The sequence below is a fragment of the Undibacterium sp. YM2 genome (assembly GCF_009937975.1).
In the GTDB taxonomy this organism is placed as follows: domain Bacteria; phylum Pseudomonadota; class Gammaproteobacteria; order Burkholderiales; family Burkholderiaceae_D; genus Undibacterium.
In genome coordinates this window covers 5,980,338-6,006,874 of sequence record NZ_AP018441.1, presented here as the reverse complement: position 1 = coordinate 6,006,874, position 26,537 = coordinate 5,980,338, and the positions used below count along the sequence as shown (strand labels likewise).

Genomic DNA, 26,537 nt, shown 5'->3' with positions numbered 1-26,537 from the left:
ATGGCTGCAGGCAAAGAGATACGTGGCAAGATCAAAAGCGTAGAAAATACGAAGAAGATCACTAAGGCGATGGAAATGGTCGCCGCATCCAAAATGCGCAAGGCGCAAGACCGGATGCGTGCGGCTCGTCCCTACAGTGAAAAAATTCGTACGATCACTGCTAACTTGTCACAGGCCAACCCAGAGTACACGCATCCTTTTATGGTGCAACAGGATCAGTCCAAGAAAATTGGTGTGATCGTTGTAACGACAGATAAAGGTTTGTGTGGTGGTCTCAACACTAACGTGTTGCGTTTGGTCACCAGCAAAATGCGTGAACTCGAAGGCAAGGGTTCAAAGATAGAAGCGGTCGCAATTGGTAATAAAGGTCTCGGCTTCCTGAATCGCGTAGGTGCGCAAGTGGTTTCCCATGTTACACAATTGGGCGATACTCCTCACCTCGACAAACTGATAGGTCCAGTCAAAGTTTTGCTGGATGCGTATCAGGAAGGCAAGCTGGACGCGGTTTACCTGAGTTATACCAAGTTCATCAACACCATGAAGCAAGAGCCGGTGATGGAGCAGTTGTTGCCCCTGACAGCTGACAAACTGGCGACAGATAAAAATGCCCATTCCTGGGATTATCTGTATGAGCCAGATGCAGCAACGGTCATTGATGAACTGTTGATACGCTATGTAGAAGCACTGATTTTCCAGGCGGTAGCGGAAAACATGGCTTCTGAACAATCGGCCCGTATGGTGGCGATGAAAGCGGCAACAGATAACGCAGGTAACGTGATTGGCGAACTGAAACTGGTTTATAACAAGACCCGTCAGGCTGCCATTACCAAAGAGCTCTCCGAGATCGTCGCCGGCGCGGCAGCGGTCTAAACTGAATTTAAAATTATTGAAGGAACGAACATGGCTAATGGCAAAATCGTTCAGTGTATCGGCGCTGTTGTGGACGTTGAATTTCCACGCAATGCGATGCCTAAGGTTTACGATGCCTTGAAAATGGAAGGCTCCGAGCTGACTCTGGAAGTTCAGCAGCAATTGGGTGACGGCATCGTCCGTACCATTGCTCTGGGTACTTCTGACGGTCTGCGTCGTGGCATGACTATCAGCAACACTGGCAACCCTATCATGGTACCAACCGGCAAAGCAACGCTGGGCCGCATCATGGACGTACTGGGTAACCCTATCGATGAATGCGGTCCTGTCAGCCACGAGCAGACAGCATCCATCCACCGTAAAGCCCCTGCCTACGACGAACTGTCCCCATCCCAGGAATTGCTGGAAACCGGTATCAAGGTTATTGATCTGGTTTGCCCATTCGCTAAAGGTGGTAAGGTCGGTCTGTTCGGTGGTGCGGGTGTGGGCAAGACCGTGAACATGATGGAACTGATCAACAACATCGCCAAGGCACACAGCGGTTTGTCCGTGTTTGCCGGTGTGGGTGAGCGTACTCGTGAGGGTAATGACTTCTACCACGAAATGGCTGACGCAAAAGTGGTTGATCTGGAAAATCCAGAAAACTCCAAAGTTGCGATGGTGTACGGTCAGATGAATGAACCACCAGGTAACCGTCTGCGCGTTGCTCTGACAGGTCTGACTATCGCTGAAGGTTTCCGTGACGAAGGCAAAGACGTTCTGTTCTTTGTGGATAACATCTACCGTTACACACTGGCCGGTACTGAAGTATCCGCTTTGCTGGGTCGTATGCCTTCCGCCGTGGGTTATCAACCTACGCTGGCTGAAGAAATGGGCCGTCTGCAAGAGCGTATTACCTCCACCAAAACTGGTTCCATTACGTCGATCCAGGCCGTGTATGTTCCAGCGGATGACTTGACCGATCCATCTCCAGCAACCACATTTGCTCACTTGGATTCCACCGTTGTTCTGTCCCGTGACATCGCTTCCCTGGGTATCTACCCTGCGGTTGATCCACTGGATTCAACATCCCGTCAGCTGGACCCACAAGTGGTTGGTGTAGAGCACTATGAAACAGCCCGCGCTGTTCAAGGTACTTTGCAGCGCTACAAAGAATTGCGTGACATTATCGCGATTCTGGGTATGGATGAATTGGCTCCTGAAGACAAATTGCTGGTCGCACGTGCACGTAAGATGCAGCGTTTCTTGTCTCAGCCTTTCCACGTTGCTGAAGTATTTACCGGTTCACCAGGTAAATACGTTTCCTTGAAAGAAACGATCCGTGGTTTCAAAATGATCGCTTCCGGCGAACTCGATCACCTGCCAGAACAAGCGTTCTACATGGTAGGTACTATCGATGAAGCAATCGAAAAAGCGAAAAAACTGGCTGCTGCTTAATTAATCAAGCGCACTGGCGGTGCAGTTGAATCATTGACTGCACCATAGCTTTTTTGAGCGAATAATAAGGGTCCAACATGGCACACACTATTCACGTTGACGTGGTTTCCGCAGAAGAGTTGATCTTCTCCGGTGAAGCCGAATTCGTCGCGTTGCCGGGTGAGGCTGGTGAATTGGGTATCTATCCGAAACATACACCACTGATTACCCGCATCAAGCCGGGTGCGGTGCGCATCAAGGTTCCAGGCAAAGCGGAAGACGAATTCGTATTCGTTGCCGGTGGCCTACTTGAAGTGCAACCGAATGCAGTGACAGTTTTGGCCGATACCGCGATTCGCGGTCACGACCTGGACGAAGCCAAAGCCAATGAAGCCAAGAAACTGGCAGAACAAGCTTTGGTTAATCGTGATTCCAAAATTGACTATGCGCAAGCACAGGCAGAATTGGCTTCAGCGATCGCCCAATTGGCAGCGATACAAAAATTGCGTCAAAAGCGTTAATACGTTAGTGGTTCATTCCGCTGCGTAGTAAGCAAGCATAAAAGCAAAAGGCAGCCTTGGCTGCCTTTTGCTTTTGGTGTTCGGCTTCACCATAAGTAGCTGAGCTGACGCTATGTCCATCAAGCTAACAGCTGTGAGATGGAAGGCAATATGAGACCGAGATGATACTTGTTCATCCAATTCTTCTATATAGTGCCAGGCCTTCAGAGTTTGAAATTCAAGCGCATACTCAAACGGGTATGTGATTTGTTCAGGCTCTGCTGTCGTACGACACCATAGCCACTAGAATATTCAGTCACGCTAGTCCTGCTGTCTGCCAGGATATTTTCCAAATTAATCGTCAGGCTGGTATCAGGGCTGAATTTCCATACAGCTCCTGCATTCAGACTAAATTGCCGGGGTGAGAAAGAGCGCTGCTGTGCATTGATGCGCACCCAGTTTCCGGGCATCCAGTTGGCATCGATATCCAGTTTTAAAGGCCAGATTCTGGCAGTATAACTCGCGCCGAGTTTGGCATTCCACGGCGTCTGGTTGTCCGTCAGCATGCCCAGCCCTGAGTGTATATTTACCCTGGAGCGTGCCAGACCAAAGCCTGCGCGCAAACTGGCGTCCGGTGCTTGTACATTCAGATCGCGCAAAGCTAGTTGCAATTCCATGTCTATGCCCTGCACACTGGCATCGCCAAAATTTACTGGACGATATACATAACGCGCCTGATTTGACCAGGCCACATTCTCCAGGCGTATTTCCGAGCCGCGCTTTTTATCGATATCCCTGGTGTATAAACCTAGGGACAAGAGACTATTCGCAGACAGATCATATTCGTAAGTGACATTCAGACCCTGGGAACGCTCAGGCTGCAAATCCAGATTTCCAGAACTGTCTGCTGTTTCTATGCCATTTGCAATGCATACGCCATTCGCCAGGCATGGAGCCAGCGTATTAATTACCGGGCGCTGCATCAAATCACCTGAGCGCGGTGCATTAAACGAGCGCGCCAGGCTAAAGCGCACTCTTTGCGTACCTTCAGTGTTCAGCTTCTTTAGCACATGCATGGATGGCGACAGCACGCGATAAAGTGCATGGGGCTGATAATGTCGCTCTTGCAGATCCAGTGTAGTCTGCTCTCCGGATATACCAAGATTCAAGGACAGGCTATCGCCAAGGCGCCAGTCATCTTGCCAGAACCAGCGGAGCTTAGTTTCTACGAGACTATAGGGCGCATTGAATTCATCAAGAGCCATGTCAGGATTGCCGTTGAGCCAGTGTTTTTCATCCACGCTGTCACTACTACGCGTCAAATGCATGCCAGTCTTGATTTCATGTGCATCTGCCAGTACGGTTTTATAGTCCAGCTTGAATGTAACTGAATTACTTGAGTTATCAGCAGAAGTGCGACGCAGGCTGTTTCCCAGGCTGCTGCGGTATTCATTCCAGATGGTTTCCATACGACCGCGGACACGGTAGATACGCGTTGATAGCATTAGCTGGCTTTGTTCATCAAGGCGAATAGTCCAGCTTAGCGGCAGACTAAGTTGTTCCGTATTCCCGTAAAAATGCTCATTCATCTCCAGGCTGCTGCCATCATCCCATTGACGGATATTACTATTTGCCCAAACGCTGGTGCTGGTATTAATGACTGGCGAGAAGATAAGCTGGTGAGGCTGGTCGGGTCGCCAGATCATATTGCCTGATGCCGCCAGCGTCATAAAGCGGTTACTTGTACTAGCCTGCCCCAGCAATTGCTGGGCTATGCCACTCCCCGATGGACTGGTAGTCTGGTTCAGGCTGCTATTGTTCTCCATGGTTTTGTAAGATGAAGACAGTTGCATATTCATGCTCAGCACGTCTTCTTCTTTTCCGTGGCTCAAAGACGAAGAAAGATTGATACCAGGTTGACCGGCACTGGTGTTGTACGCGACCCTGACGTCCGTCTTTTTTTGTTCAGCTATGATTTTGCGGGTGATGATATTGATGGTGCCAGCAATGCCATACGGGCCAAATTCAGCGACTGTGGTTTTGATGATTTCAATTTTCTCAACCAGCTGCAAATCCATGTCTGCGAGATTCTGATTTTTGGCAGGGGGCAAACCATCGATCAGAAACTGTGTATAAGTCGGGCTGCCAAGCGCACCCAAAGTGCTGGGCAGGCCCGGCTCGCGTGCAAGCAAATCCGCGACCTTCTCGACGCCACTTTCTTCTATGCGCTTGCGGCCAATTGTAATCTTGCCTGCCGTAGAGTCACGCCTGGCATTCATCTCATTTTGCCCACCAGTCACGATGACTTGTTGCGGTATAGTTTGATCCAGCTGAGCTTCGCCAGCCATGGACGCAGCCATAGTAACGGCCATAGTGCCAGGCGCGAGCAGCAGCAGAGTCAGGCCACAGATAGCAGATGGCGTCGTCAACACTGTATGCTCATGTTGCTGCGGTTCTTACTTGAAAATGAGATTGAACTGCCTGACATGATTAAAACTGTTGTAAATTAGCAAAACACGACATTAGCAATTACTCAATATGAGTGTCAATAATGGTCAATAATAAATACACGCATAGTCTCAGAAATGAAAGCAGGATTGCATGAGCACAAATCAAACTGACTTGATCACCAGCATATTAAGCAAGAGCAAAACCATTGCCGTCGTCGGCCTGTCCTCAAAAACCTCACGTCCCAGTTACGGAGTGTCCGCCTATATGCAGGCGCATGGCTATCGCATTATCCCGGTCAATCCGCGTGAGGCAGGAAACATCATACTGGGCGAGCATTGCTATCCTGATCTGATTACTGCTGCGGCAGAACACCGTATCGATATCGTCGATTGCTTTCGCAATGCGGCTGATATTCCGCCCATCGTCAAAGAAGCGATACAAATAGCTGTGCCTTATCTATGGATGCAATCAGGCATCGTAAATACAGAAGCTGCCGCCATCGCAGAAGCAGCAGGCATCAGAGTAGTGATGGACAGGTGCATCAAGATAGAACATCTTTACCGTGCATGAGTTTACTTTGCTGAGCGCAATTGCTGTATGTAGGCAAGTTCGTTTTGCGCCAGTTTATTCTCAGGTTCGATCTGCAAGGATTCCTGAAAAGCTTTTTCTGCCTCATCGAGCTGCTTAAGCTCTATCAAAGAAAATCCTATGCCGCGCAGGGACATCGCCAGGTAAGGGCGTTGTGAGGAATATTGTTTGCTCAATTCATGCGCATGACGATAGGTTTGCAAGGCTTCTGTGGGTTTGGCCAGCTGGTTCAAGACATAGCCAATTTCTACCGAAGTGCCGGCAGAAACCGGGGCCAGATATTCCAATTTCCTGAGCATGGACAAGGCCTGTTGCAAATCCCTTCTTTCAACCGCAACAAAGGCCTGGACTTGCAGGCAGTTTTTATAACCCCATTCTATCCATTCAAAATTCAGCTTGCTGGATTTGCTGAATTCCTCAAATTCTTGAGTCGTCTGGAAAGAGAATTGCTTTTTGCTGTTGTCAAAGATGGATTCATAAGACCGGCAATTTTCTTTTGCTTTTCTGTCCGCTTCTTCAAATTTGCGCTCCTTGATCAGCACATTCAATGCTTTCGATGCAGCGGAGAATTCCACCCCCTTGGCACTGTCAGCGACTAAATTGGTATGGGTAGTAATCGTAATAATCTTGTCGTCAGCCGTAGCACAAGCAGGCAAGGCCGCCACCAGGGCAAAAGCAGCTATCCATTTGCGGACACTCATTATTCGATGTGGAGTAAAAAAATCAGTCATGTTCAGGGTAAGGTGATTATTCATAAAAAGCCCGGTGTTACTCCACGTAGATCAATTTTATCGACTTGAGCAGTTTGCAAATGATCGCCGCCATCAATACATAGAAATACCTTACCAGCAGGCTGTATAAGCCGCCTATCATAAACAGATAGAACAGGTCAGCGATATAGATGCGCCTCTCGTTAATCATCATAATGGCCGCAGCACTAACACCAAATGCCAGCGCCATGACGAACGGCGCAAAATGGCAGTAGAAAACAAACTTGTTTTCATTCAGGCGAAAAAAAGCAATGCTGAACACCAGCAGCGTCAGTAAATACGGTATGCCACCAATGAACAGAGACCCAAGCAGAAAGCGCGATAATTCGCGCAACACGCCGAATTGTGCACATGCGACACTGAGTAAGGTCAGCACTATGGGCAATAACAATGCGGCCAGGTAATAAGTTTTCTTTCGTATCATGTGCAATGAGTTGGCGATGTATGCCACACAAACAGTGTCACCCTGTTGAAAGCATTTGTAGTCTTGCTAGGGTATGCAGTACTTTTCATATTATCATCAAAACATTATCTCTAATTTTGAGATCTATTTTTTGTAAGCTAACAATATTGATTGGAGACTTGAATGACAGTTGCGGACTTGTTTCGGGTAGGTAAAGGTTTTCAGGTCAGGGATGCTAATGCCAATAAAAAACTGCTGGGTACGGCAGCCACTGAAAAGAATGCAGACAAGGCCGCCGACAAACTGGCGACACTAAAGCTGGCAGAAGAAATTTCTGACCTGCAAAATGTCTTATATGCTGGTCGTGAACACAAGCTATTGATCATCCTGCAGGGCATGGATACTTCCGGTAAAGACGGTACGGTCAACGGCGTGTTCGGGCAAATCAATCCTCTGGGTGCACGCACGGTCGCCTTTAAAGCCCCCAGTACCGATGAAAAAAACCATGATTATCTGTGGCGCGTCCATAAAGAAGTGCCAGGCAAGGGTGAGGTCACCATCTTCAACCGCAGCCATTATGAAGATGTGCTGATTACCCGCGTGCACGACTGGATAGACCAGGCAGAGTGTAAGCGCCGTTATGCGCAAATCCGCGATTTTGAGCGTATGCTGGCCGAAACTGGTACTGTGATACTGAAATTTTTCCTGCATATCTCCAAGGCCGAACAAAAAGCCAGGCTGGATGAGCGTCTGGCTGATCCTGAAAAACACTGGAAGTTTGATCCCCAGGATCTGGTCGAGCGTCAATACTGGGACGAGTATCAAAAGGCGTATGAAGATGCCTTGCAGGCAACAGATGCCGATCACGCGCCATGGTATGCCGTGCCATCAGACTCCAAGACCCAGCGCAACCTCGTGATAGCCAGCATAGTGCAAGAAAAGTTGCTGAGCCTGAAGCTCACATATCCACCGGGTAATCCTGATTACAGCAAGCTCAAGGTAGAGTGAAGCTCAGTTCATCAAACTCAGTGCATGAAGTTCAGTAAATGAAATTTAGCTACTGGCCTGAGCTGCTGGCAGCACCGCTGTATCCCTTGCTGGCATGGCAGGGGAGGCGTACCCGCGCTGCGACACCACGCCTGCCCGAAGCCAGTGACCAGCCACATGGGCTGTGGTCTCATGCGAGTCGGCCTGTGGATAACCTCAGGGTGCTGGGTATAGGTGAGTCACCGGTTGCGGGTGTGGGCGTGGCGAATTATCAAGAAGCGATTACTGCACAAATGGCAAAAGCCCTGGCTGACAAGCTGGATACTGCTGTGGAATGGCAGGCTCTGGGGCAAAATGGCGCTCGCTTGTCCTGGGCCAGGCAAGCCTTGCCAGTATTTCGTCACGCTCAAGGCCATGACTCACCAGCCTGGGATGTAATTCTGCTCGCTTTTGGTGTCAATGATACAACCAGCTTTTGCCCGGCCAACAGTTACAGGGCAGAGTTGCAGAGCCTGCTGGATGAATTGCAGTTGATGCTAAAAACAACTGGTCTTATCGTTCTGGCTGGCGTGCCTCCCATGCAGGTTTTTCCTGCTCTGCCTGCTCCTTTGCGCCAGGTTTTGGGTATGAAGGCGCATGCCCTGGATCAAATAAACCGAGAGATGGCGATGAGCAGGGCGCGGGTTTTACATTTGCCGTTTACCGCAAATCTTCAAGATGCGCGCCTGATGGCCGAAGATGGCTACCATCCGTCAGCACTTGGCGTCAGTATTTGGGCAGAAGAATTAGCGAAAACATTTCTGCAAAATCGTCAAGAAAAATAATACTGGTCTGGTACTTATGCACAATTTAGTTTGTGCGCGATTTATCCACAAAAACAGATATTCTAATAAAACCAGCATTCACTACCAATGAAATCAATGACTTACAGAATAATGCTGTTAACCGGATTTAAAATTAATCAGTAAACTGGCATTTTGTCATTTCTATCCACAAAGTTATCCACAGTTTATCAATAGAAATTTTGCTGAAAATTACGCCACTTGTTGCAGATCAGATGCTGAGACTGCGCGCTTAGGCGATAATGTCGCTTATACAGCAATTGCCTGCGTAGTTTGACACTATCACCAGATCAGCAGATGCGCGCAGCGTCACAGAAAGCCTTTATGTCCATGAATTTTGCTCCACTCAAAAACGATACCTTCCTGAGAGCCTTGTTGCGCCAGGAAACTGATTACACACCTTTATGGTTGATGCGCCAGGCTGGCCGTTATTTGCCAGAATACCGCGCTACCCGTAAAGGTGCGGGTTCCTTCCTGAGCCTGGCCAAGAATCCTGGTTTCGCCACTGAAGTGACTTTGCAACCGATAGACCGTTATGGCCTCGATGCTGCGATCCTGTTTTCCGACATTCTGACCGTGCCGGATGCGATGGGTCTGGGCCTGTATTTTGAAGAAGGCGAAGGCCCCAAGTTTGAACGACCGCTGAAAGACGAAAAAGACGTCATGGCACTCAAAGTGCCAGAAGCAGGCAGCCTGCAATATGTATTTGATGCCGTAACGCAAATCCGCACGGCATTGGATGGCCGAGTGCCGCTGATCGGTTTTTCCGGCAGTCCATGGACGCTGGCCTGTTATATGGTTGAAGGCCAGGGCTCGCGCGACTTTCATACCGTCAAGAGCATGATGTATAAGCGGCCGGACCTCATGCACCACATCCTGCGCACCAATGCCGATGCCGTGGCTACTTATCTGAATGCGCAAATCGATGCCGGTGCCCAGGCCGTGATGATCTTTGACAGTTGGGGTGGTGCGCTGGCAGATGGTGCTTATCAAGAGTTCTCGCTATCTTATATGCGCGATATTGTCAGCCAGTTGCAAAAAGAAAAAGATGGCAAGCGTATTCCCTCCATCGTGTTTACCAAAGGCGGCGGCTTGTGGCTGGAACAACTGGCCGATACAGGGGCCGATGCCCTGGGCCTGGATTGGACCATGAATTTAGGTCAGGCACGCGCCAAAGTCGGCGCCAAGGTCGCCTTGCAGGGTAATCTTGATCCGGCAGTACTGTTTGCCGAACCAGAACAAATCCGCAAGCAAGTCATTGCTGCGCTCGACAGTTATGGCAAGCCTGCTGCTGGTCATGGCCATGTTTTTAACCTTGGTCATGGCATTTCGCAATTTACCCCGGTTGAGTCGGTCAGCGTGCTGGTCGAAACGGTGCATGAATATAGCCGCCAGCAACGTCAGTCTGCATAAAGACTGGTATTTATTTATAAAATAAGCATGATTTTCTGCCAAGGATTGACATTAGAGTGGCTGGTCCAGCCAGTGTTTCTGGTCAGGCCGCTGGTAAAGTATGTATATTCAGGCACTGGTAAAACAACAAGTGGCTGAGACGCTTGTCTTTGCATCATGTTGCTCTGCAAAACATAGTACTGGCGTGCTTTTCCAGCCTGAAAGCTGTGGAAAACCAATGGATACGCCGCAGAAAAATTTTGCATTTCTATGCACATTTTCTGTCACTTATGCACAAAATCGGGGCGGCAAAAAATATTTTCAAAAATATTTTTTTGTCTCCCGGCATTTTTTATAAGTCATTGATTTTAAACGACTAAATTCTTGGCTCTGAGACAGGGCTTTTTGTGGAAACCCCCGTAAACGCTAGCGAAAACCGATGTCAATAGACCTTTCTCCACAAAGTTATCCACAGAAACTGTGGATATGTCAAAAAGCCTTATGAAATCAATAGTTAGCGCCGATTTTCATGTTCAGGCTTAGATCGTGAAACAAGTTTATTTACGCGTAGCCCTCGATACCCCACTTGACAGCACCTTCGATTATCGGTGGGCAGCGCAGGAAGAGGGAGGGGCCGTTGCCGACTTGCCTCAACCCGGGCAACTGGCTGCTGTGCCCTTTGGCCGCCAGGAAGTCGTCGGCCTGATCATGGATGTGGTGAGCGAGACGGATGTCCCACCCGCCAAGCTGCGCGACGCCATCGCTGTCAGGCATGAGCTGCCAGCCATGAACAAGGAATGGCTGGCGCTATGCCAGTTTGCCGCCGAGTATTATCAGCGCCCCATAGGTGAGGTGGCTGTACCCGCCTTGCCCAAGAACCTCAAAGCCATCAAGACGGTTTCCCTGCAGCGTGCCATCAAGAAGTTGGCCAAATTACCTGAGCAGGCCGATGTCAGCCCAGTGGGTGAGCCGCAATTGAATCCTGAGCAACAGGCGGCGGTGGATGCGGTTGCCCATGCCGAGGGCTATGCCCCGCATCTCTTGTTCGGCGTTACTGGCAGCGGCAAGACTGAGGTGTATTTGCAGACCGCCGCCAAAGTACTGGCAAAGACCCCAGATGCTCAGATCCTGATCCTGGTGCCAGAGATTAACCTGACGCCACAGTTAGAATCCCATATCCGCGCCCGTTTCCCAGGCCTGATGCTCTCCACTCTGCACAGCGGTTTGGCCGAAGGTGAGCGCTTGCTACACTGGCTGGCTGCACATACCGGACGTGCCCGTATCGTGCTGGGTACACGCCTGGCCATGTTGGCATCCCTGCCGAAGTTGAAACTGATCATCATTGATGAAGAGCATGACCCTTCCTACAAGCAACAGGAAGGCCTGCGTTATTCTGCCCGTGACCTTGCTGTATGGCGGGCGCGCCAGCTCTCGATACCCATCTTGCTGGGTTCTGCCACGCCCTCGCTGGAAAGCTGGCAGGGTGCGCAGACTGGCCGTTACCGCTTGCTGGAATTGCGTGAGCGGGCAGTCCAGCACGCCGTCCTGCCCATCATACGCATCATCAACCTCGAAAGAGAAAAACCCAGCGAAGGCCTGACGCAAAGATTGATAGCTGCAATCAAGCTACGTCTTGAGAAGGGTGAGCAATCACTCCTGTTTCTTAACCGGCGCGGTTATGCACCGGTACTGGCTTGCGACGCCTGTGGCTGGATCAGCAATTGCACCCGCTGTACAGCCCATCTGGTCTTGCACAAAGGTGATCACAGATTGCGTTGTCATCACTGCGGGCTGGAACAACGCATACCGCGCTCATGCCCGACTTGCGGCAATATAGACCTGCAACCCCTGGGCCGTGGCACCCAGCGCATGGAAGAAGGCCTGGCCCTGCTTTTCCCCGAGGCAAGGGTATTCCGCATCGATGCTGACTCCACCCGCCTCAAAGGCAGTGCCGCCGCCGCTTTTGAACGCGTACATGCCGGTGAAGTCGATATCCTGATAGGCACGCAAATGGTGGCCAAGGGCCATGACTTCAAACGCCTGACCCTGGTGGCGGCATTGAATCCAGACGCTGCGCTGTTCTCGCAAGACTACCGCGCCAGTGAGCGCCTGTTTGCCCAGCTCATGCAAGTCGCAGGGCGGGCAGGGCGGGCCGCGCAAAAAGAAGGCGGCAATGCATCCGAGGTACTGGTACAAACCCGCTACCCTGACCATCCGCTCTACCATGCGCTGATGTCACACAATTACCCCGACTTTGCCAAAGACTTGCTGGACGAACGCCAGCAAGCCCACATGCCGCCTTTCATGTATCAGGCTTTATTGCGGGCAGAAGCCAGAGAGCTGGAAACCGCCATCGCGTTTTTGAAAGAAGCCGCGCTCTGTACCGAGCATCAGGGCATCATGATCAATGACCCCATACCCATGACCATGACACGGGTCGCCAATGTGGACAGGGCGCAATTGCTGGTCGAATCAGTCTCACGCCCAGCTCTGCAAGCCTTTGTCAAAGCCTGGATAGCTGATTTGCGCGCCATGAAAAGCCGGGTCAGGTGGTCGGTGGAGATTGATCCTGTGGATATCTGAAGGTTTATCCACATGAGCATGGGCTAGTGATCAGTTAAAATTGCTGTTCATAAGATCGTTAAACTCTATACAGCACCATGCCACTCAGTCCTTACCTGACCGCCTTTCCTGAAATATCAGAAAATTGCTATATCCACCCCAGTGCCCAGATCATCGGTGATGTACAAATCGGGCCAGATAGCTCGGTCTGGTGCAATGCCGTCTTGCGTGGCGACGTCAATCACATACGCATAGGGCGTAGCAGCAATTTCCAGGACCTGGCCATGGGCCATGTATCGCACAAAAATGCCAGCAAACCTGCCGGTTCGCCTTTGATTATTGGCGATTATGTGACGATCGCCCATTCCGTCATCCTGCATGGCTGCAATATCGGGGATGAATGCCTGATAGGCATGGGAAGCATCGTCATGGATGATGTGATTATCCACAAGCATGTCATGCTCGGTGCAGGCAGCCTGGTGCCACCAGGTAAGGTGCTGGAAAGCGGCTTTTTATATGTAGGCCGCCCGGCAGTCAAAGTCCGCGCCCTGAGCCCGGAAGAAATCAGTTATTTCAAATACTCGGCAGAGCATTATGTGCGTATCAAGAATAATTACCTGACTACGGCAACTACGGCTGAAAACTGAACTGGCAATCTGGAACTTGCAAGCCGCTTCAGGGTCAGATTGCAGCAATTCCATCATCGAAGGGTTTTCAAACCAGCAGACAGAGAAAGGTAAGACCGCATGAACGCAGCACAGGAAGGCGAATACTGGATCACCACAGACAAGGACAAGATTGATATCGACCTCGTCCATCAATTCTTGACGACTGAAAGTGGCTGGGCCACAGGTATTTCACGACCTGTAGTTGAGGAATCCCTGCGCAATTCCCTGTGTTTCAGTGTTTTTCAGCAAGAGCGCATGGTGGGCTTTTGCCGCATCATCACTGACATGGCGACCTTTGGTAACCTCGTCGATGTCTTTGTTGTCACTGATATGCGTGGCAAGGGCATCTCCAGATTACTGATGGCAGAAGTCATGGCCCACCCGGTAGTCAGCAAGCTGCGCCGCTTTACACTATCGACCAGTACTGCCGCTGGCCTGTATGAAAAGTTCGGTTTTACACCACTGAGCAAACCGGACAATTTCATGGAAGTGTATAAGCCCAGGATTTACCTGGACTAAACGCCTGTTCAAGCCCGCTTTCAGGAGGCAGGCTTGTAATCCAGCTCCCCAACATTACTGGCATCAAAATACATCATCATCTGGCGCTGGCTGCCTTTTTTGATATCGGTCACTTTTTTGACGATCTGCTCAGAGCGTTTTGCCTTGTCATGGTATTGTGCCTCCACTTCATAGCGGCCTTCGGGCAGGCTCAGGAATAACCAGGGGCCATCCAGCGTCGTTGTCAGCAGCACGGCTTTGGTTTTGTCGTCTCTCACAATGATCTTGATATCCGCCAGGTAAGCGCCGGATTTATTGGCAGCAGTGCGCAGCCACAGATTGTATTGCCCGGCCTGCTGTTGTAATTCTTCCCTTTCCGTACTGCCTATACCGCCAGTGACACAAGCGATATCCTTGTTTGAACAATTGCTGCCCGCGGCCAATGCAGGCATGCTCAGACAGAGCGATAGCGACAAGGGCAAGAGTGCGGCTAATTTCATAAGTTTCACGACTGAGTCCTCCTGTGTAAAGCATTCAATATAGTATTTGTGACATGAAGGTGTTTGCGATGAGTCAAAGTTGCAACACCTTGCATACCAGCATGATGTTTATACTTGTCTGTGACCATCAAACTGCGGCATATTGAAAGCGACAGGCCCCGGGGCCTCATTGCATAGACTACAGATTCTTTTTTCCCATTCAAGATGCTTTCATCCCTGCTTAAACCTGCCATCGCCATGACGGTGGCACTTGCTTTTGCCGCGCCTGCGCAAGCGCTGGAGTCTGCCCTAAGTCTCAAGGACATTTACGCCAGCACTGTAGTGCAGCAGGTACAACCGCCACCTGAAGATTTGCAATTTTATATAGAGCAGATGGCTACCGCACTCAGCAGTAACAGCATCACCAGCCTGCCTTCACAATATATTTTGCTGGTCGATCGTAATCCCAAAGTCCAGGTTGCCATGTTGTTCTGGTTGGACCAGGAAGGGCAATACCAGTTCATTGGTGCTTCACCTGTTTCTACAGGGCGCTCGCCAGGTTTCGAGCATTTTGAAACGCCGACAGGTGTCTACGCGCATAGCCTGGCCAATCTGGATTATCGTGCAGAGGGCAGCAAGAACAGCAAGGGCATACGCGGTTATGGCATCAAAGGGCGACGCGTCTTTGATTTTGGCTGGCAAAAGGCCAAAAAAGGCTGGGGCGATAAAATCATCGCCGACATGCGCCTGCAAATGCATGCGACTGACCCTGGCGTACTCGAATCACGTCTGGGTACAGTGCAATCCAAGGGCTGTGTACGTATACCGGGTACCTTGAATTTCTTGCTGGACCGCTACTCAGTGCTGGATGCTGACTATATGCAAGGCTTGGCAGAGGGCAAGAAATTCTGGGTACTCGATAAAAACCGCGAAGATAATCCCTGGGCCGGGCGTTACATGGTCATCATCGATAGTGGTAAAGAGCAAAAACCAGAATGGGCCGCTTATACACCGCCGCCGCCAGCACCACGCAAAGTGGTGAAACCGGCATAAAAAAGCAAATATGATGGCTGCCCCTGAAATCGACTAAGATATCTGTAACAGGATATTTAACTCATGGGGAGCCCGTATGTCTATAGAAACCTGGTTGCTGTATGTTATCGCCGTATTGGTACTGACCATCACCCCCGGTCCTGCCGTGCTGATGTGCATCACCAACAGCATCAATTTCGGTGCGCGCATGACCTTGTTTCCGGCGCTGGGGAATATCACTTCCCTGATTGCCATCATGACTTGCTCGGCAATAGGCATAGGCGCCATCCTGGCGACATCGGCGCTGGTATTTACCATCATCAAATACCTGGGTGTGGCTTACTTGCTCTATCTGGGTATCAGCAGCTTGCGTGCCAAAAGCAGTGATTTTGTTTTACCAACAGAAACCGAGATGCGCGGCACCCGCCTGCGCCTGTATATCAAAGGCATGCTGGTCGGCGCCAGCAACCCCAAGGCCTTGCTGTTCTTTACCGCTTTTTTCCCGCAATTCATCAATCCGGCTGCCGCCAAGCTGCCGCAATTTTTAGTCCTGTGCAGCACCTTTGTATTTTTTGAATTCAGTGTGCTGATGCTGTATGCGGTTTTTGCCGAACGCATGGGGCCGTGGCTGCGTTCCAAAGGCAAGGCAAAGATGTTCAACCAGTTTTCTGGCGGGGTATTCGTGGCGGCGGCGGGTTTGCTGGCCACCGTGAAAAAGGCGAATGACTGAGGAGCAGTATCATGTCACATGGCAAAGCGTATAGTGAAAAAGGTTTTTGGGACAAGCTCAAGAAATATGCACAAGCTGCCGGCAGCGAAGTCATAGAAAAAGTACTCTGTCTATATTATGCAGCGCAGAGGCCTGAAACTCCGGCCTGGGCCAAGACTGTTATTTTCGGGGCGCTCGGGTATTTCATTTTCCCTCTCGATGCAGTGCCGGATATGTTGCCAGTGGTTGGTTACAGCGATGATCTCGGCGTGATCGCGGGCGCGTTGGTGACCGTCAGTTTTTATATTACCGACGACGTGAAGCAGAGTGCCAGGGATAAGATGAAGGGCTGGTTTGGCAGTGGGCAGGTTTGATTCTTGCCTTGCCAGGCTGCCAAGAGGCTTAGTCCAGCTCAAACCCGCTCAATCCAGCTCAGGGCCGACTGGATTGAGTCAGTATTTTTATCTGTAAAATAATCAGGCCTTCAGCCAACAGTCTTCCTGGTAGAGTTTTTGATAAAGTCGCCATGCCTGAACCTTAATGCCGACCAGTCTTCATCAATCGCCACCATCCTCACTGTATCAAACCCTGCCGCCTTGATCACATCCCAGCCAGTATCGCGGTTGAATTCACATTGATACTTCTTCGAGGTCCCCTTGGGATAAGCAAACCACAGCAGGGCATCCTCCTCTACCAGCTTGCTCAGGACCAGGGAGATTTCATCAAGCTCTTGCTGCTTGCTGACAAACACCAAAGCAAAATTCAGCTTTTTGATGCCAGATAATTTCTTGAGCACCTTGACACCGGTCAAAGCCGCGATTTCGGGTTCAAATGATGCTGGTGCATGCAAGACCAGGATTTCACTCTGATCTTTCAAATTCAATTTGTTAAAAATGGCAGACATGGATACTCCAGAATTTATAGTTGCTCACCCAACTCGCGGATTTTGCGCATGCTCAAAAAATTAGGCAAGAAGCGCCAGGCGGCAAAGCCTGAGACCAGCAGCAATATCCAGTAAAAATAGCTCTTTCTGAAAAAGACAAGTGCGACGATGATGGCAATGGCCAGAAAAACCCGCATTTCCTGCCCTGCCCAGCCCTGGTTTTCTGTGCGTCTTGCCAGCAGTTGATTGAGCTCGCGGGATATTCCTGCGGCAATATGTTCTACCCGCGATGCGCTCTTCTTTGCTTCCTGCCATGCTGCTTCCGTGCTGGCTGAGGTGCGCAGTTTTTCCAGCAATACATAGTACTCTTCGAGGGCCTTTTGCAAGTCTTCTACGGCGCTGTCAGGCAAGAGACTGTCAGTGGCAGCCGTGCGCAAGCTTTTGATACTTTGCAAGACTTCCTGCTTTATTGCTGCGGCGGCATCCTGCTCTGTGCTACGCAGCCAGGCATCGGCTTTTTGCTGGCGTTCGGCGGCTTTTTGTGCCTCCGGCAACAGGGCTTCGAGCACCAGCAGCGAAGCGACCGGCATTTTTTCTATCTCGCCCAATGCAGATAACCAGGGGCAATAAGCTTGCAGGCCAGCATAGGCGACCTGCAGGCGCTTGCGCAGGCGCTCAGGCCAGCGTTCATCATAGACCAGCGCCAGCACCCGGGCATGCAATCTATGCAGGGGTGCGCTGTCATCTGTCTCAAGGCCGTACATGAGTTTGTCGATATTGCTATGTTCCCCCGGCAATTGCTTGCTGGCATAGTCTTTCACCAGGCCAAAAGCTTCTTGCCAGGCCTGTTCGATTTGTTTGCAGCAAGCCTGCCATTTTTGGACTATGCTGGCGACCTCCTTGTTACCCGCATCGGCATAGGCTTCCAGTACACCATAGTTGTACAACTGTTTCAGCCAGTTGCTGGCAGCTTCATCACCTTTCAATGAGCGATTGGCATAGCCGAGTATGGCAGGCAATTCTATGGTTTCGCCACGCCACACCGGTGGTATGCCGGGTGCCAGATGCAGGATCAGACGCAATAGCTGTAAATCGACCGAGAGTTTTTTATCCTGGCGCATATCGAGCAAGACCCGCACCGCATTCTGGTCTTTTTGCACATCGCGGAACCAGGCCAGCAATTGCGCATTCGAGATATCCCTGACGCCATCATCCCAGTTGCGTGCCAATGCCACTGCCAATTGTTCGCGGGTGTGGCACAGATATTGACCTATATGATACGGCTCACGAAAGCCGCCCATGGCCATGGTTTCCACCGCCTCTGGCAAGCTGGTGTCACGCGCCAGCCAGCGCATGATCTGTTCCTCACCCCAGCGTTTTTTAGGGTCCCGCAACAGCAGGCCACGCAGCAGCTTGCGCAGATAAGCATCCGGCACAGCACTGAGTTCCAGTTCGCGCGTGGTCAGGTGGTGCAGGATGACAGCTTCTGACAATCCGGCAAATGGATGCTGGCCCAGAGCCAGTTCCAGCATGATCATGCCCAGCGCCCAATAATCTGCCTTGGCATCAATGACGCCGGACAGGCTTTCTGGTGAGGCATAGGGCAGGGTGCGCGCCGTGCCAGTCAGTCTTTGCGTGGCGTCCAGCACGGATGAAATACCAAAGTCAGTCAGTATCAAATCCAGTGGCTGTAGTGTGCGCACCAGGATATTCTCGGGCTTGAGATCGCGGTGAATAAGTCCGGCTTTATGCACACTGGCGATGGCTGTTGCCAGTTCACGCACTATGCTTTCCAGCATGGCCGCATCTGGCCGTTTGTCTTGCACAAATTTTTTTAATGAGCCAAGCTCACAGTATTCCATGAGTTCATAGGCATGGCCGTCAGACACGCCAGCTTCCAGCACGACGACGCGGTGCTCGGCTGGTACCGCTTGCAGCCTTTCCCTGACTTCGGATTTGCCATGTATGCCGTGGCGATAGATTTTTGCGACGCGTTGTACACAGGATGTATTTTCTTGCACCAATAATAGTTCAGCCTCTGCCCCCAGGGTCGGCAGGTGATGCAATATTTTGTAGCGATCACGCAGGGCTTGCGGCAGTGATAGCAGGCTGTGAATCTGATTGCCGTCTGGTGTTGCTGGTTCCTTGCTCAGTGGGCGATTGCAATACACACATAGTTCACTACCTGGCGGATTACTTTGTTCGCAATCTTCATAACTGCAAATTAATTCTGTTGCTGTGACTGTGCTTGCTGGCGGCGTTATCTCAATTGATGGTTCTGCCTGCCCGCGTTTTTTCATCAAGTCCACACCAGACAGCAAGGTGCCGCAAACACAGCGCATGACTTCGGGCGCGTTTTCGGTTTCACAGGCAGGGCAACGACGTATGTAAATCTGACTCACTCAGGGCCTCCAGCTGACGCTATCAAAGCTCAGGCCACGACTGGCACATAAGTGTTCCAGTGCCTGCATGTCACCACGCGCCGGTATGCCTACATACCATACACGCTGGCCATCTATCATGGTCTGTATGCGCTTGTCCTGTTCATCTATGGGCGCATCAACATAGCTTTGCATGCGTGCCCTGGCGCGGTCTGACAAGAGCACCAGCGGCTGATTGGATGAGCCGCGCCAGGCCTGGATCAGTGGCTTGCTGGCAATGAAAGGCTCGGGGATCAGGGCATCAAGTTTTTGCAGCAAATCTGCATGTTTCTTTTGCAGGGTCGTGAGTGGATAACCGCTATAGCAGAGTATGTCAAAATCGATCGCCGCACTGCTGCGCCAGTGATGCAGACCATCGAGCAAGGCATGCAGGGCCTTGGGCTGCTCGAATGGTTCGCCACCTGAGATGGTGATGCCATCAAATTGCCCGGCACTGACTTCGCGACACCAGCTCAGCAAACCCGCCACTGTCATTTCCTTACTGCCATCCCTGGCCCAGGTATCTTGCGAAACACAGCCCTTGCAAGCTATGCTGCACCCCTGTACCCATATACCTATGCGCCGCCCCGGCCCGAGCACGGTGACCGGGAAATGCGCTTTATTGATGGCTATCTTCATGCTAATTGCAGGTTCAGGCTGATGACTTTATCGGCTTCGGTAATCGCCGTTACAGTGAGGCGCTGCTTGCCTGTCAGTTCCTGTTCAAACAAGGCGCGCGACAAGGGGTTGATGAAATTTGATTCGAGCTGGTTGCCTATGCCACGGCCACCGTTGCTGAGGTCACGTATGCAACGTGCCAGCAAGTCATCGCGCACCGTCGCTGGCATGGCCAGTTGCAGTTTGAGTTCTTCCTGCAAACGGCGCGCCACATTGCGCAGCATGCCATCAAAAATCTTGGCGGCGACTTCGGCAGAAATAAAATCAAAAACCACGATATTGTCACCGATGCGGTTCAATAATTCTGGCCGTGATAAATTGAATTTGAAATAATTGCCTATGGCTGCACGCACCTTGAATTCCACGGTTTCATAGCTGTCACCTGGTTTGACATTTTCGTGGCGTTGCCCGTGATTGTCTTCTACATAGATACCGAGATTGGAAGTGAAGATCAGGATGGTTTCAGAAAAATACGCGGTGTCGCCACGGCCATCGGTGAGGCGGCCATCTTCCAGTATCTGCAAGAATTTATCGAGTATGCGCGGATGGGCTTTTTCGATTTCATCAAACAGCACAACAGAAAAAGGTTTTTGCCTGACGGCGTTGGTGAGTTCGCCACCAGCTTCAGAATCGATGAAACCCAGCTGGGCACCGAGCAACCTGGCGCTGGTATGCTCTTCTGCAAATTCACTCATGTCAAAACGTGAATAAGCCGCTTCATCGCCAAACACCAGTTTTGTCAGGGTCTTGGCCAGTTCGGTCTTACCGACACCGGTAGGACCGGCAAAAAACAAGACGCCGCGTGGCCTGCTGCCGACCGAGCGTGTCTGCGCCCCAGTCAGGCTCATGACCGAGCGCTTCAGAATATCGAGGGTCTTGATGACTGCAGGACGCTGGCCCTTGACACGGTCTTCGATAAAATTTTCAGCATCGCGTATCTTGTCGCGCAGATATTCCTTGCGCCAGGGATTATCCAGTACCCCAACTTTATAGCAGCGTACTGCATCATCTATGTCACTGATAGCGAGTTTTTGCCGGTCCGCCAGCTCAGTGATATCTGCCAGGGCAGACAGGGACATGCCATCCGTTCCTTCAGTAAAAGCTTTGACGAATTGGGTGCGGACATCAGCTTGCGCATCAGCAAACCCGGCAAACAAGGGTGCCAGTTGTTGTGCCGCAGCCTGGCGCATTTCAAAGTCGGGTTTGCCGATATGCAGGGTCGCAATCCGCTCGCTATCAAGCGTGAACCAGGATGGTAAATCCTGCGCCCGGTTCACCAGCCACAATATGGGATTGTATAGCGGTGGTCCACCATTCTGACGCGGGACTATGGCAGAGGCATTCAGTGAGATTTTTTCTGCAGCGACAAAGAAACGGTGTTCAGCCTCACTCAACTGCTCAGGCTTGCGGCTGATGCGTGAGGCAAAATCCAGCATCAGAGCGCAACGTACTTCGCGTTCAGCACTGATTTTTTTCATCAACTTGCTCAGGCTTTCGAGGCTCATTTGCTGACAACCATCTGCCAGCTTCACATCGAACAGGCGGGCGGCCAGATCACGCTGCGCCGCTTCGTCAGGATAGACTCGCAAGCCATCGACAGGGTCATACGCAAGTAAAAGACTGTAGTCCTGGTTTTTTAAAAATTCCCACAAGGCGCGGTTGAAAGGCACCAGGGTGGCACTGCCAGAGGCGGCATCAAGCGGCAATAGAAAACTGTCGCGTATACTGCCAGAAACCACATACTGGGATCGTATAGGCAACAAGCGCTGCAAGTCTTGCAGCCAGCGTATGTCAGGTACATTCATGGCAATTTATTGCTACGTTGTTGTGTGTGGCTTTCGATTTGCTCTTCTTCTGCAAATCGCGGCAGCTTGTCTTCCACGACCAGTTGCACTGGTAACTCTCCTGCCTGCAATAGCCGTGTCACCTGCATGTGTATGCCGCGCGCTTCCAGTGCTGCCATCAGAGTCGGGAACTCACTGCACCAGCGGTCTTCTGCCAGATGGTCAAGCACGCTGCGTTCATTCTCGCCTTGTTTGACGGCACGGATGACATTGAAATTGGCTTGCCCGGTCTTGGCATCCATGCGCATGCGCACCATGTATTTGTCCCAGCTGTTGCGGCGAAAATGAACGGTGCCACCTTCTACAAACAGGGTGTGGGATATCTCTTCAACCTGGTAGCCAAGGTCTTTCAACGTCTGCTCGAGTATCAGGGCCTGGGCTTCATCTACCTGACGTTTTTTCTCTGCTTCCAGCAGGTTCTGGATGTGCAGGCGCAAATCGCTGGCAAGCAGATCAGCCCGCTCGCCGGGCAGGGATATTTCCAGCTCTCTTGCCAGCCCTGCGATATCTTCTGGTAATTGTGGCAGGTGGGCGACGCGTTTCAGCAGGCGCGCCAGCCGGTCTTGCGGCAGAGTTGCACTGCTGGCCCTTGCTACATCAAAATCTGTCTGATCAAAGAGGGCATCGGCCCGTCTGGCAGACTCTTGCAAAAGCACAGGTCTGAGCTCATACACCAGTGCCCGCAAGTGACGCAGGTAAGTAATGATTTCCTGCTCATCCGCTCCTTGTGGAGACAGCGGACGAATCGCCTGTACCTGATCAATGCAGCCTATTTTTTCAGCCAATAGCAATAAATCAGCATAGCCTTGCTCTGTCGTTTGCATTTGTTGCTGCAAAGCCTGTTGACTCAAGCCAGTTGCAGCACGCAGGCGTTCTTGCAGAATGGCTTGCTGCTCATTCTGTTGCGTGCGCAAGAGCCCGGCATCCTGATGCGCCTGCTTGACAGCCATGGCAGCACGTATGCCTGCTGCCGACAGCAAAACCCGCATCGCATCGGCTCTGGTCAAAACGGTGGTAGGACCGCTCATAAGCCCTGTTCAGGAAGTTGCAAGAAAACATAATATAGCATGCACAAGAAGACCCTAGCCATGGGCCGCAGGCTTATTGGAACACACAGTAACCAGCAATCAGCCAGCGCTGATCGACTTTGACGAACTTGAATTCAGCTTCCCACTGATAGGGTGAAACCACAGTAACACTGGCTTTGTCACCCTCCAGCTTGATGGCCTTGGCCTTGATTTTCTTGATGAAAGAGCTCTTGTACTCATATTCCTGGGCACAAAAGAAGATGTCCATGTCTTCTGTTTCCATCAGCGGCCCACGGCCATCCTTGGCCATCTGGGCAAACTCGGCATCGGTATAAGCCTTGAATTGCTGCTGGTACTTGCCATAGTAACGCTCCAGCGCTGCCGGAAAGTCTGGTGCAAAATAGCCGGAAGCCATGAACTTGCCACTGAAAGTCTTGAGGTTTTTGGTATCCAGCTGAAATTTCTTGCTGCCCGCAATATCCTTGATTTGTGGTTGCAGGGCTGAAACCTGCTTGCCATTTTTCAGCACCCAGCCATAAAACCCCTGCACCTTAGCCATCAATGCCTGTTCATCCTGGCTGTTTGCGCTGGCGATAGGCGTATTGCTCAATAAGGCGGCGATCAAGACCTTGCTGAGACTAGTTTTCATATTTGCAGCTTTCAGGATGTGGTTGGCAAACCCAATAACAAGAATGGTAACTCACTCATAGAGGAAAATCGTGGCACCTGTGGATAAGTCGCTACTTCTCCCGCATCGCCAAACCAGCAGGCTTGCATGCCTGCCGCGATTGCAGCCTGTATGCCCACCTCGCTGTCTTCAATCACGATACAGTCTGCTGGCGCAACACCCATTTTCCTGGCAGCGTGTAAAAACAAATCAGGCTCTGGCTTCCACGAAGAAATGTCATACGAGCTGAAGATATGCTCACCAAAAAACTTGCTCAGTCCGGTCAGACTTAATGCTCTCCTGATTTTCTGCTGTGGCCCGGCAGATGCAATGCACATGGGAAAATCCAGTTGTTGCAAAACTTCGATGACATCGGGAAAAGCCTGTAAGGATTCGTCAAACAGCTTATCCACCGTGCGTCGGTAGCTGTGGATAAAATTCTCACCCAGATGCAGGCCATGCTGCTGCGACAAGGCTTTGCAGATATCTGTCAGTTTGCCGCCACGAAAACGCTGCGTCAGTTCAGCGAGATCTTCTTCTACCCCATAACGCTGCAACTCTATCTGCAAGCCCAGGTTGCACAGACCCTCGCTATCCACCAAGGTGCCATCGCAATCAAAGATCAGGCAGGCGGATTTATTCATTAGCCAGCATGCACAGAAACACAGGGATGTGCCAGCTTGCCATCACCATAGGTACGCAAGACTTCTGCCACGACGACCTGATAACCATCCAGCCAGTTGGCCTGGGCTGCCTTAGCCTGCTGGTGTATGGGATTGGCAATCAGGGCCTGCAAGGCTTCCAGGCTGTCCCAGTAATACACATTGGAAATTTGGCCCGTAGCCGCATTTTCCCAGGTCTCTTCACCGAGATAACCGGGCGTGGCTTTCGCCAGAGAGGCAATTTGCTCATCCAGCGCATAAAAAACATCGTCGTACTGTTTTTTCTTGAAAGTGAACGTAGAGGTGTACATGCGCAAGCCCGGCTGATTAAAAGAGTTGCAAATCATACATAAATTTGTAGATTTTTTGAGTTTTATTTCATGGTTGATCATAGTCTGAACATTGACCGTGGCTCCAGGTAAGGCTGGAGCCTATGCCAGACGTCGGAACTTAAGCGCAGAGCAAAGCATATTGTTTGCTCAAGCCAGTATATAAAAACCGTGATATCCCCCATTTACACCCCGGTCTGCGTTTTCGCCCGTACTGTCTATACTGAATACTGACAAGGCTTGCCAGCCTGCCAGGGTGTTGGTCTGGTGTTTTATATTTTGAGCCGCAGATAAGCTACATCATTTTATGCATATAGATGTCAGCGCCGCGGATGCTAACCTCGCCCCATAAGAATTTCATACCGGAGCATTCATGTCTGACCCTATACGTTTCTATTACCAAGGCCAAATCCAGCAAGTCAGCAATGCTGCGCCTACGCGTACACTGTTGCAGCATCTGCGTGAAGACCTGCATTGCACCGGCACCAAGGAAGGTTGTGCCGAGGGCGATTGTGGTGCCTGTACAGTCGTCGTTGGTGAAATGAAACATGGGCAGCTCGAATTGCAGTCGGTGAATTCCTGCATACAATTCCTGCCTACCCTCGATGGCAAGGCAGTGTTTACCGTAGAAGACTTGCAACAAAAGAATGGTGAACTGCATCCCGTGCAACAGGCGCTGGTGGAATGCCATGGCTCGCAATGTGGCTTTTGCACACCAGGGTTTGCCATGTCGCTGTGGAGCCTGTATCTGAAAAAAGAAGGCGATTCCGTTCCGCCATGCCGCAAGGAGATAGACGAAACCCTGTCCGGCAACCTTTGCCGTTGCACAGGTTACCGCCCCATCATCGATGCCGCCAAGCGCATGGGTGAATTGCCAGCGGCTGAGTTTGACCGCGCGGCTGTTATCAGTGGGCTGCAAGGTCTGCAACGTGGCGAGATGTTCAGCTATACGGCAGATGGCCAGACTTTCTATGCACCGCGCACTTTACAGCAACTGTCTGAAGTGCGTGAGGCTAATCCCAAGGCCACCATACTGGCAGGTTCTACCGATGTCGGTCTGTGGGTGACCAAGCAAATGCGCGACTTGGGCAATATCATTTATGTGCGTGAAGTCGATGAGTTAAAACACATCAAGACTGTGGATGGCATGCTGGAGATAGGTGCCGCCGTGTCATTGAATGATGCTTATGGCGCAGTCTGCCAGCATTATCCAGATGAACTGACCGAGATGTGGCAGCGCTTTGCTTCGCAACCCATACGCAATACCGGTACGCTCGGTGGCAGTGTCGCCAATGGTTCGCCGATTGGTGATTCAGCACCATGGATGATAGCCCTGGGTGCAGAGATCGTCTTGCACAGCGTGCGCGGCCAGCGCGTGCTGTTGCTGGAGAGTTTTTACCTCGACTATATGAAAAAGGATATGCAGCCCGGCGAATTTGTCGCTGCCGTGCGCATACCCCTGCCCAAGGCAGGGCAACAATTCCGCACCTATAAATTGGCGAAGCGTTATGACCAGGACATCTCTGCCGTTTGTGCCGCTTTTGCAATTAACCTTGATGGTGACATCGTGCGAGATGCGCATATTGCCTTCGGTGGCATGGCCGCTACCTCACGCCGCGCGCCGCTGGCAGAAGCAGCCTTGAACGGCCAGCCATGGAATGAAGCAACAGTGAAAAATGCCATGGCCTTGCTGGCGCAGGATTACACACCACTGACCGACATGCGTGCCAGCAATACCTACCGCATGCAGACAGCACAAAATCTCTTGCGCCGTTTCTGGCTGGAGACACGTACTGATGCGCCGCTGAAACTGCAAGCCATCAATGTCTTTGCCCCCGCCACCGTCACAGCTTAAGCTC

27 protein-coding genes are annotated in these 26,537 nt (G+C 51.2%); 14 read left to right on the top strand and 13 right to left on the bottom strand.

Going from position 1 to position 26,537, the window contains the following annotated elements; translation table 11 throughout:
* The 3 genes from atpG (at position 1) to UNDYM_RS27605 (ending at position 2,807) form a co-directional block, all read left to right on the top strand.
* A complete protein-coding gene (gene atpG, locus UNDYM_RS27615; RefSeq protein ID WP_162044015.1) occupies positions 1 to 870 on the top strand; it encodes a F0F1 ATP synthase subunit gamma in 870 nt (289 codons plus the stop codon).
* A gap of 30 nt (positions 871 to 900) precedes the next feature.
* On the top strand, positions 901 to 2,307 hold the full coding sequence (atpD, locus tag UNDYM_RS27610) for a F0F1 ATP synthase subunit beta (RefSeq protein ID WP_162044014.1): 1,407 nt from the start codon (positions 901 to 903) through the stop codon (positions 2,305 to 2,307).
* Positions 2,308 to 2,384: 77 nt separating this feature from the next.
* Positions 2,385 to 2,807 (top strand): F0F1 ATP synthase subunit epsilon, encoded by a 423-nt coding sequence (locus UNDYM_RS27605; RefSeq protein ID WP_162044013.1) that lies wholly within the window; start codon positions 2,385 to 2,387, stop codon positions 2,805 to 2,807.
* Positions 2,808 to 3,010: 203 nt separating this feature from the next.
* Here the strand turns inward: UNDYM_RS27605 and UNDYM_RS27600 are convergent, their stop codons facing one another.
* Positions 3,011 to 5,218 (bottom strand): TonB-dependent siderophore receptor, encoded by a 2,208-nt coding sequence (locus tag UNDYM_RS27600; protein WP_162044012.1) that lies wholly within the window; start codon positions 5,216 to 5,218, stop codon positions 3,011 to 3,013.
* Positions 5,219 to 5,387: 169 nt separating this feature from the next.
* Between UNDYM_RS27600 and UNDYM_RS27595 the strand changes: the two genes are divergently transcribed.
* The gene (locus tag UNDYM_RS27595) at positions 5,388 to 5,807 is read left to right on the top strand and encodes a CoA-binding protein (protein ID WP_162044011.1); all 420 of its coding nucleotides are present in this window, start codon (positions 5,388 to 5,390) and stop codon (positions 5,805 to 5,807) included.
* A 2-nt stretch (positions 5,808 to 5,809) separates the two neighbouring features.
* Here UNDYM_RS27595 and UNDYM_RS27590 read toward each other — a convergent pair whose 3' ends face one another.
* Together UNDYM_RS27590 and UNDYM_RS27585 are read right to left on the bottom strand one after the other, a co-directional pair.
* Complete coding sequence (locus UNDYM_RS27590) at positions 5,810 to 6,526, bottom strand: tetratricopeptide repeat protein (protein WP_162044010.1); 717 nt, start codon at positions 6,524 to 6,526, stop codon at positions 5,810 to 5,812.
* A gap of 67 nt (positions 6,527 to 6,593) precedes the next feature.
* Complete coding sequence (locus tag UNDYM_RS27585; RefSeq protein ID WP_162044009.1) at positions 6,594 to 7,019, bottom strand: hypothetical protein; 426 nt, start codon at positions 7,017 to 7,019, stop codon at positions 6,594 to 6,596.
* Positions 7,020 to 7,181: 162 nt separating this feature from the next.
* Between UNDYM_RS27585 and UNDYM_RS27575 the strand changes: the two genes are divergently transcribed.
* The 3 genes from UNDYM_RS27575 (at position 7,182) to hemE (ending at position 10,240) form a co-directional block, all read left to right on the top strand.
* Positions 7,182 to 8,006, top strand: coding sequence for a PPK2 family polyphosphate kinase (locus tag UNDYM_RS27575; RefSeq protein WP_162044007.1), 825 nt, complete (start codon positions 7,182 to 7,184; stop codon positions 8,004 to 8,006).
* Positions 8,007 to 8,044: 38 nt separating this feature from the next.
* Positions 8,045 to 8,809, top strand: coding sequence for an SGNH/GDSL hydrolase family protein (locus tag UNDYM_RS27570; RefSeq protein WP_162044006.1), 765 nt, complete (start codon positions 8,045 to 8,047; stop codon positions 8,807 to 8,809).
* 342 nt (positions 8,810 to 9,151) lie between these two features.
* On the top strand, positions 9,152 to 10,240 hold the full coding sequence (gene hemE, locus UNDYM_RS27565) for a uroporphyrinogen decarboxylase (RefSeq protein WP_162044005.1): 1,089 nt from the start codon (positions 9,152 to 9,154) through the stop codon (positions 10,238 to 10,240).
* Positions 10,241 to 10,254: 14 nt separating this feature from the next.
* Here the strand turns inward: hemE and UNDYM_RS27560 are convergent, their stop codons facing one another.
* Entirely contained in the window at positions 10,255 to 10,485 is a 231-nt protein-coding gene (locus UNDYM_RS27560; RefSeq protein ID WP_162044004.1) for a hypothetical protein, read from the bottom strand.
* Between the two features lie 280 nt (positions 10,486 to 10,765).
* On the opposite strand from UNDYM_RS27560, the gene UNDYM_RS27555 reads away from it, so the two are divergent.
* The 3 genes from UNDYM_RS27555 (at position 10,766) to UNDYM_RS27545 (ending at position 13,968) form a co-directional block, all read left to right on the top strand.
* Entirely contained in the window at positions 10,766 to 12,802 is a 2,037-nt protein-coding gene (locus tag UNDYM_RS27555; RefSeq protein ID WP_162044003.1) for a primosomal protein N', read from the top strand.
* A 77-nt stretch (positions 12,803 to 12,879) separates the two neighbouring features.
* Positions 12,880 to 13,428: a gamma carbonic anhydrase family protein gene (locus tag UNDYM_RS27550; RefSeq protein ID WP_162044002.1), complete on the top strand. Its 549-nt coding sequence runs from the start codon at positions 12,880 to 12,882 to the stop codon at positions 13,426 to 13,428.
* Positions 13,429 to 13,527: 99 nt separating this feature from the next.
* Entirely contained in the window at positions 13,528 to 13,968 is a 441-nt protein-coding gene (locus UNDYM_RS27545) for a GNAT family N-acetyltransferase (RefSeq protein ID WP_162044001.1), read from the top strand.
* A gap of 20 nt (positions 13,969 to 13,988) precedes the next feature.
* Here UNDYM_RS27545 and UNDYM_RS27540 read toward each other — a convergent pair whose 3' ends face one another.
* Entirely contained in the window at positions 13,989 to 14,456 is a 468-nt protein-coding gene (locus UNDYM_RS27540) for a hypothetical protein (protein WP_162044000.1), read from the bottom strand.
* A 195-nt stretch (positions 14,457 to 14,651) separates the two neighbouring features.
* Between UNDYM_RS27540 and UNDYM_RS27535 the strand changes: the two genes are divergently transcribed.
* The 3 genes from UNDYM_RS27535 (at position 14,652) to UNDYM_RS27525 (ending at position 16,541) form a co-directional block, all read left to right on the top strand.
* Complete coding sequence (locus UNDYM_RS27535) at positions 14,652 to 15,479, top strand: L,D-transpeptidase (protein ID WP_162043999.1); 828 nt, start codon at positions 14,652 to 14,654, stop codon at positions 15,477 to 15,479.
* Between the two features lie 76 nt (positions 15,480 to 15,555).
* Positions 15,556 to 16,188 carry a LysE family translocator gene (locus UNDYM_RS27530; protein WP_162043998.1) on the top strand — a complete coding sequence of 211 codons (633 nt, stop codon included), beginning with the start codon at positions 15,556 to 15,558 and terminating at the stop codon, positions 16,186 to 16,188.
* A gap of 11 nt (positions 16,189 to 16,199) precedes the next feature.
* Positions 16,200 to 16,541 carry a YkvA family protein gene (locus tag UNDYM_RS27525; protein ID WP_162043997.1) on the top strand — a complete coding sequence of 114 codons (342 nt, stop codon included), beginning with the start codon at positions 16,200 to 16,202 and terminating at the stop codon, positions 16,539 to 16,541.
* Positions 16,542 to 16,651: 110 nt separating this feature from the next.
* Here UNDYM_RS27525 and UNDYM_RS27520 read toward each other — a convergent pair whose 3' ends face one another.
* The 8 genes from UNDYM_RS27520 to UNDYM_RS27485 all read right to left on the bottom strand — a co-directional run bounded on the left by UNDYM_RS27520 (position 16,652) and on the right by UNDYM_RS27485 (position 24,660).
* Complete coding sequence (locus UNDYM_RS27520; RefSeq protein WP_162043996.1) at positions 16,652 to 17,071, bottom strand: hypothetical protein; 420 nt, start codon at positions 17,069 to 17,071, stop codon at positions 16,652 to 16,654.
* Between the two features lie 14 nt (positions 17,072 to 17,085).
* Positions 17,086 to 19,452: a protein kinase gene (locus tag UNDYM_RS27515; protein WP_162043995.1), complete on the bottom strand. Its 2,367-nt coding sequence runs from the start codon at positions 19,450 to 19,452 to the stop codon at positions 17,086 to 17,088.
* Entirely contained in the window at positions 19,453 to 20,109 is a 657-nt protein-coding gene (locus tag UNDYM_RS27510) for a 4Fe-4S single cluster domain-containing protein (protein ID WP_162043994.1), read from the bottom strand.
* The gene (locus tag UNDYM_RS27505; protein WP_162043993.1) at positions 20,106 to 21,953 is read right to left on the bottom strand and encodes an AAA family ATPase; all 1,848 of its coding nucleotides are present in this window, start codon (positions 21,951 to 21,953) and stop codon (positions 20,106 to 20,108) included. The genes UNDYM_RS27510 and UNDYM_RS27505 overlap by 4 nt, the downstream gene beginning before the upstream one ends.
* Positions 21,950 to 23,020, bottom strand: coding sequence for a hypothetical protein (locus tag UNDYM_RS27500; RefSeq protein ID WP_162043992.1), 1,071 nt, complete (start codon positions 23,018 to 23,020; stop codon positions 21,950 to 21,952). Before UNDYM_RS27500 ends, UNDYM_RS27505 begins: the two co-directional genes overlap by 4 nt.
* Before the next feature lie 73 nt (positions 23,021 to 23,093).
* Positions 23,094 to 23,669, bottom strand: a complete 576-nt coding sequence (locus UNDYM_RS27495) for a hypothetical protein (RefSeq protein WP_162043991.1) — start codon at positions 23,667 to 23,669, stop codon at positions 23,094 to 23,096.
* 11 nt (positions 23,670 to 23,680) lie between these two features.
* Positions 23,681 to 24,331 (bottom strand): HAD-IA family hydrolase, encoded by a 651-nt coding sequence (locus UNDYM_RS27490; protein WP_162043990.1) that lies wholly within the window; start codon positions 24,329 to 24,331, stop codon positions 23,681 to 23,683.
* On the bottom strand, positions 24,331 to 24,660 hold the full coding sequence (locus UNDYM_RS27485) for an antibiotic biosynthesis monooxygenase (RefSeq protein ID WP_162043989.1): 330 nt from the start codon (positions 24,658 to 24,660) through the stop codon (positions 24,331 to 24,333). The genes UNDYM_RS27490 and UNDYM_RS27485 overlap by 1 nt, the downstream gene beginning before the upstream one ends.
* A gap of 391 nt (positions 24,661 to 25,051) precedes the next feature.
* Between UNDYM_RS27485 and xdhA the strand changes: the two genes are divergently transcribed.
* Positions 25,052 to 26,533 (top strand): xanthine dehydrogenase small subunit, encoded by a 1,482-nt coding sequence (gene xdhA, locus UNDYM_RS27480; RefSeq protein WP_162043988.1) that lies wholly within the window; start codon positions 25,052 to 25,054, stop codon positions 26,531 to 26,533.
* Positions 26,534 to 26,537: the final 4 nt, after the last annotated feature.